General features: G+C 47.5%; 4 protein-coding genes. All 4 read right to left on the bottom strand.

The features are described from left to right. Positions 1-872: valine--pyruvate transaminase (locus CAG68_RS14670; protein WP_161441314.1), on the bottom strand; the 872-nt coding region annotated here is incomplete at its 3' end. A gap of 229 nt (positions 873-1,101) precedes the next feature. Next, positions 1,102-3,186 carry an alpha-amylase gene (locus CAG68_RS14665; RefSeq protein WP_161441313.1) on the bottom strand — a complete coding sequence of 695 codons (2,085 nt, stop codon included), beginning with the start codon at positions 3,184-3,186 and terminating at the stop codon, positions 1,102-1,104. 217 nt (positions 3,187-3,403) lie between these two features. Further along, positions 3,404-5,470, bottom strand: a complete 2,067-nt coding sequence (glyS, locus tag CAG68_RS14660) for a glycine--tRNA ligase subunit beta (RefSeq protein ID WP_161441312.1) — start codon at positions 5,468-5,470, stop codon at positions 3,404-3,406. A gap of 13 nt (positions 5,471-5,483) precedes the next feature. Then, on the bottom strand, positions 5,484-6,401 hold the full coding sequence (gene glyQ / locus CAG68_RS14655) for a glycine--tRNA ligase subunit alpha (RefSeq protein WP_005383818.1): 918 nt from the start codon (positions 6,399-6,401) through the stop codon (positions 5,484-5,486). Between the last annotated feature and the right edge of the window lie 151 nt (positions 6,402-6,552).

The raw sequence follows: 6,552 nt of genomic DNA, 5'->3' as shown, positions 1-6,552 counted from the left end.
TGGTTTGCCAGCGCTGGACCAACACTGCCCGGCGCTAGGCTGATGATGCCGTTCATATTGGTTAACGCTTGAGTGATTTCTTCACTCGCAATCACAATGCCACAACGCACACCTGGCAAGCCAAGTTTAGATAGGCTCATGCATAGGATGGTGTTTTCATTCCAGAACGGTTCGACATCTTCAAAGATGATGTTCGGGAAAGGTAGACCGTAGGCGTTATCGATGATCAGCGGGATGTTGTTCTCACGTGCTAGCTTGTCCAGCTTACGTACTTCTTCATCTGTCAGTACATTACCCGTTGGGTTAGTTGGGCGAGACGCGCAGATTGCCGCAACAGAGTCGTCGACGGCGAGTTGCTCAAAATCGACGTGGTATTTAAACAGGCCGTTATCTAACAGCTCGATTTCTGGGTGGTAAGAGATAAAGATATCTTCATCAATGCCAGCATCACCATAACCGATGTATTCAGGCGCGATAGGCAGTAGCACTTTCTTGTGCGAACCGTCTGGCTGTTTACCTGCCAACAAGTTGAACAAGTAGAAAAAGCCACTTTGGCTACCGTTAGTTAGGCTGATGTTTTTTTCGGAAATATCCCAGCCGTAAGTTTCACGGAATAACTGAGCTAGCGCTTTGACGAACGCGTCTTTACCCTGCGGGCCATCGTAGTTGGCGAGGGCGGCGACGAGCTCCCCACTGGCGAGCATTTCCTCACTGGCTTGGTGAAAGTAATCGAGCATGGCAGGAATGGCGGCAGGATTACCTCCACCGAGCATGATGGCACCTGGTGTGCGCAGGCCATCATTCAAATCGTCCATTAACTGCGTAATACCTGAATACTGATTAAATTTTTCACCAAACTTTGAGAACTGCATGCTGACTTATACCTAATTCATTGTGATTGCTTTGTGTATGTTTATGCCGATGTTTTATCGGCTTATCGAGTAATCCTTGACCTTACCTCAATGTGTAATTAACGCAAAGTGTGAATTAAGCCGAAAAAGAAAAAAGTGCGTCATCAGACCAGAGGAACGAGACAAAAGGGCAAAAAGAACAATAAAAAAGGGAAGCTTATGCTTCCCTTGCTGGTGGAAAGAGTGTGATTTACTCACCGGTGTAAACAATCAGCACCTTGTCGTCTTGGTATTGGCGTTCGAACGCGTAGTAACCTTCTTGATTGCGAGTGATGTGCTTACCTTGAGCAACCGCTGGGTGGCGTTTACGGAATTCACCCAACTTTTGCCAATGTTGCAGCAGATCTTCACGCTCGCCATGAATCTTATCCCATGGCATATCTGAGCGTGTGCCTTGGTGGGCGTCTGAACCAGTAATGCCAAAATCACGAGCTATCTCATCACCGTAATAGATCTGTACTGCACCGGGAGCCAGCATCAGTGCATTCGCTGCACGTGCTTGGTCATCAAAGCTGCGGCTGCGCGCTGACCAAAACAGCTGTGTATCGTGTGAAGACAGGTAGCTCAACACGTTGAACTCAGGATCGGTATTGATGCGTTCTGCATAACGGCGGTAATCATTATCAAGTTGAGCGAAACACTTCAGCGCTTTTGGTGCTACATCAGATTGGAACTCAAAGTTGATGATGGAATCGAAGCCGTTATCGAAATACGGACTCTTCACCACGCTGTGTGCCCACACTTCACCTGTCATCCAGAAAGGTAGGTCATCCAAGGCTTTGTTCGGGTTGTTTTGCTTCCATTGAGCAAGCGCTTGGGTGGTGCTGGCTTTCAGCTCTGCCCACGCTTCCATTTCAACGTGTTTGGCAGTGTCGACACGGAAGCCATCAATGCCGTAGTCGCGCACCCACTCGGATAACCAGGTAATCAGGTGTTCACGCGGGGTTTGCAGCTCATTTTGCGCATTGGTGTCTTTATTGTGGAAGAAGTTTGGTAATCCGGTTTTTTGAGTTGATTCGGTTTTTAGATCCGGTAGGTAGTTCAAAGACATGGTGATGTCGTTGTAGCCCGGAGCATCGTAGTCGCCAATGTCGGTGCGAATCCAGTCTTTGCCCCACCATTTATCCCACGCTTCGCTATCACCGTATTTGATATAGTCGTTGAAGCTATGCCAGCTTTGTCCTGATTTTGGCTGCCAGTCGGTCCATTTTTCACCGAGGACTTCTTTAGCTTCTTGGTCATCAAGGTAAAGCTGACCAAAGCCGAATTCCTGCATGTCTGCTAATGTGGCGTAGCCAGTATGGTTCATGACCACATCCCAGACTACACGGATGCCTTTCTTGTGGGCGGTATCGATGAAGGCTCTCAGCTCATCTTCGGTACCCATGTTGGCATCAAGCTTGGTCCAATCTTGGTGGTAGTAGCCGTGGTAGCCGTAGTGCTTAAAGTCGCCTTTATCGCCGCCGCCAACCCAGCCGTGGATTTGTTCCAGTGGTGAGGTTATCCAGATAGCATTGACACCAAGTGATTCGATGTAATCGAGTTTTTTCGTCAGACCCGCTAAGTCACCACCGTGGAAGGTACCAATCTCATATTTTCCGTCTTTGCTGCGACCGTAGCTGTTGTCGTTGTCTGGGTTGCCATTGTAGAAGCGGTCGGTCATGACGAAGTACACCGTCGCATTGTCCCAACTGAACGGTTTGTCGGCTTGCTGTTCAACTTCTTCTAGCAGCAATAGACCTTGGCTCATAGGACCCGGTTGCATGGTGACGCTGCCATTGGCGACAGTGGTTTCTTGTTCGGTTAAGGCATCACGAACGACAGTGCCATCATTAAAAGTTTGAGCAACGTTGATGGTTTTTGGCGTGTCAGTTGCGACAGGGCAAGAGTAGGTGATGTCCTGACTTTGTTTTGGTTTAATTTTTACCGTCAGTTCGTTGGTGGTTGGATTGAGCGTAAATTGATAGGTATTGGCTTTGAAGATGCGCATCGGCATTTGTGCATCAGTGGCGCAATTATCCATTTTTAATGGACGATTGAATTTGATGCGATCTTCTTCTGCTAGGGCAAAGCTACTGCCACAGCTTTGCTTGCTGTCAGCAATGGTAAAGGTATAACTGCCTTTTTCGAGTTTTTGCTCAGCGACAAGTAAGCCTTGTGAGTTTTCCTCAAAAACAGCGGTGTCATCACCAACGTTTAATACGATGGCATTTTCTGGTATCTGGCTGCAGGCGCTCAGTAGACCGATAGAGAGTGCGAGAATTGTTTTTTTCATTGTGTCCTTCCCCCGAATAAACAGTCCAGTTATAGCAAAACTGTGCCTCTACAATCCGAGCTCTACACCAACAAGTTAAACGCGTCTCACCCTACAAATTTTAGTCTTGTTCACAAAATGAATAATAAGCGTCACCTTCATCGGTTTGAAGGCAACAAAAAAGGGAAGCATCTGCTTCCCTTTTACTTATTTCTTAATCACTTCGAAGAGTAATGAATTACTTTTGAAGCAAAGAAATGTCTGCGATTTGTAGGAACAGGTTACGCAGGTTGTTCAGTAGTGTCAGACGGTTCTTCTTAAGTGCTTCGTCGTCTGCCATTACCATTACGTTATCAAAGAATGCATCAACTGGTTCACGTAGGTCAGCTAGCTTGCTTAGGGCTTCTTGGTAGTTACCTGTAGCAAATGCTGGCTCTAGCGCTTCCGTCATTACTTCAACGCTTTCTGCTAGTGCTTTCTCTGCGTCTTCTTGTAGAAGTGCTAGGTCGATGTCTGCTGCTAGTTCGCCGTCGAATTTCGCTAGGATATTACCTACACGTTTGTTCGCTGCTGCTAGAGACTCTGCTGCTTCTAGTTCACGGAAGTGAGAAACCGCTTTAACTCGTTGGTCGAAGTCTGCTGGTTTCGTCGGGCGACGCGCTAGAACTGCTTGAATGATGTCTACGCTGAAGCCTTCGTCTTGGTACCAAGCACGGAAACGACCAAGCATGAACTCGATAACGTCTTGCTCAACGTTGTCGTTGGTTAGGCGATCGCCAAACAGTGACTTCGCTTTCGCTACTAGGTCAACAAGATCTAGGTTGTAGCCGTATTCAACGATGATACGTAGTACACCTAGAGATGCGCGGCGTAGTGCGAATGGGTCGCTGCCTTTAGGCGCTTGACCAATACCGAAGATACCTACGATAGTGTCTAGCTTGTCTGCCATTGCAACTGCAGTTGAAACACCGTTAGATGGCAGTTCATCACCTGCGAAACGAGGCATGTATTGCTCGTTCAGTGCGACTGCAACTTCTTCTGCTTCACCGTCGTGGCGAGCATAGTGCATACCCATAACACCTTGAGTATCCGTGAATTCGAATACCATTGAGGTCATTAGGTCACATTTTGCTAGTAGACCAGCACGCTTTGATTTCTCAACGTCAGCACCGATTTGCTCAGCAATGTAGCCAGCAAGCTCTGTGATGCGGTCTGTTTTGTCTTTGATCGTACCCAGTTGCTTTTGGAAGATCGCTTGCTCTAGTTCAGGCAGACGGTCGATAAGCGGACGCTTACGGTCTGTGTTGAAGAAGAATTCTGCGTCAGCAAGACGAGGACGAACCACTTTCTCGTTACCTTCGATTACGTAACGAGGCTCTTTTGATTCGATGTTCGATACGAAGATGAAGTTAGGTAGTAGCTTCTTGTTTTCATCGTAAACAGGGAAGTACTTCTGGTCACCCTTCATGGTGTAAACCAACGCTTCAGAAGGCACTTTTAGGAACTCTTCTTCAAACTTCGCTGTTAGTACTACTGGCCATTCAATCAGAGACGTTACTTCTTCTACTAAGTCATCTTCTAGGTCAGCGATACCGCCAACCGCTGCTGCCGCTTTTTGTGCGTCAGCTAGGATGATTGCTTTACGCGCTTCGTAATCTGCCATTACTTTACCGCGCTCTTCTAGGATCGCAGGGTATTGCTCAGCAGAATCGATAGTAAACTCTTGCTCACCCATGAAGCGGTGACCACGGATAGTGCGGTCAGAAGCAACACCAAGGATCTCGCCTTCGATTAGGTCGCTGCCCATTAGCATGGTTAGCGTCTTAACTGGACGGATGAACTGAGTTGTTTTGTTACCCCAGCGCATTGGTTTTGCGATAGGTAGGTTTGCTAGTGCTTTCGCTGCAAGTTCAACGACGATCTCAGACGTTGGCTGACCTTTCACTTCTTGTTTGAACAGTAGCCATTCGCCTTTGTCTGTAACCATGCGTTCTGCTTGGTCAACCGTGATGCCACAACCGCGTGCCCAGCCTTGAGCTGCTTTTGTTGGGTTGCCTTCCGCGTCAAACGCTGCAGAAACTGCAGGACCACGCTTTTCAACAACTTTGTCAGACTGGCTGTCTGCTAGTGCTGCTACTTTAAGTGCAAGACGACGAGGTGCCGCGAACCATTTCACGCCTTCGTGAGCAAGCTCAGCGCCTTTTAGTTCTGCTTCGAAGTTTGCTGCGAATGCTTCAGCTAGAGTGCGAAGTTGCGTTGGTGGTAGCTCTTCTGTACCTAGCTCGATTAGAAATTCTTTTGCCATGTTACTCTACCCCTTACGCTTGTTCTTTCTTACACATTGGGAAGCCAAGAGCTTCACGCGATGCGTAGTATGCTTCTGCAACTGCTTTCGTCAGGTTGCGGATGCGTAGGATGTAACGTTGGCGTTCAGTTACTGAGATCGCTTTACGCGCATCTAGTAGGTTGAATGCGTGGCCAGCTTTTAGAATGCGTTCGTAAGCAGGCAGTGGCAGTGGCTTTTCAAGCTCAAGTAGTTCTTTACACTCTTTTTCACACTGTTCGAAGAAACCAAATAGGAATTCAACGTCTGCGTGCTCGAAGTTGTAAGTTGATTGCTCTACTTCGTTTTGGTGGAAGATATCACCGTAAGTCACTTTGCTGCCGTCTGGTGCGATGTTCCAAACTAGGTCGTAAACAGAGTCTACTTCTTGGATGTACATTGCTAGACGTTCGATACCGTAAGTGATTTCACCAGTTACTGGTTTACACTCAAGACCACCAACTTGCTGGAAGTAAGTAAACTGGGTCACTTCCATGCCGTTTAGCCAAACTTCCCAGCCCAGACCCCATGCGCCTAGTGTTGGGTTTTCCCAGTTGTCTTCTACGAAACGGATGTCGTGTACAAGAGGGTCAATACCAAGAACTTCAAGGGAGCCAAGGTACAACTCTTGAATATTGTCAGGCGATGGTTTTAGCGCTACTTGGAATTGGTAGTAGTGCTGAAGACGGTTAGGGTTTTCACCGTAACGGCCATCAGTAGGACGACGTGAAGGTTGTACGTAAGCTGTCGACATTGGCTCTGGGCCAAGCGCTCGTAGACAGGTCATTGGGTGAGAGGTACCCGCACCCACTTCCATATCTAGCGGTTGAACAATGGTACAACCATTTTGAGCCCAATAATCCTGCAGCGCGAGGATCATTCCCTGGAAGGTTTTGATATCGTATTTTTGCATAAGTCAGGTTCGCGCGATTCTCTTGTTACTCGTTAATTCGTCATCTATGCCGAGTTTTTCAACTCTAACAACGGCGATAAAGAGTAATTACGGTTGAATAAATTAACAATCTAGTATAACCAGATATTGAGCATGGGAGTAGAGCTAATCT

The sequence above is a fragment of the Vibrio sp. V42_P2S4T144 genome (genome assembly GCF_009904715.1).
In the GTDB taxonomy this organism is placed as follows: Bacteria; Pseudomonadota; Gammaproteobacteria; order Enterobacterales; family Vibrionaceae; genus Vibrio; species Vibrio alginolyticus.
This window is presented reverse-complemented; position numbering and strand designations above follow the sequence as displayed.

What these genes read in the sequence shown, in the direction of transcription:
- glyS (WP_161441312.1), bottom strand. Translation starts at nt 5,470, where the DNA reads ATGGCAAAAGAATTTCTAATCGAGCTAGGTACAGAAGAGCTACCACCA.
- glyQ (WP_005383818.1), bottom strand. Translation starts at nt 6,401, where the DNA reads ATGCAAAAATACGATATCAAAACCTTCCAGGGAATGATCCTCGCGCTG.
- CAG68_RS14665 (WP_161441313.1), bottom strand. Translation starts at nt 3,186, where the DNA reads ATGAAAAAAACAATTCTCGCACTCTCTATCGGTCTACTGAGCGCCTGC.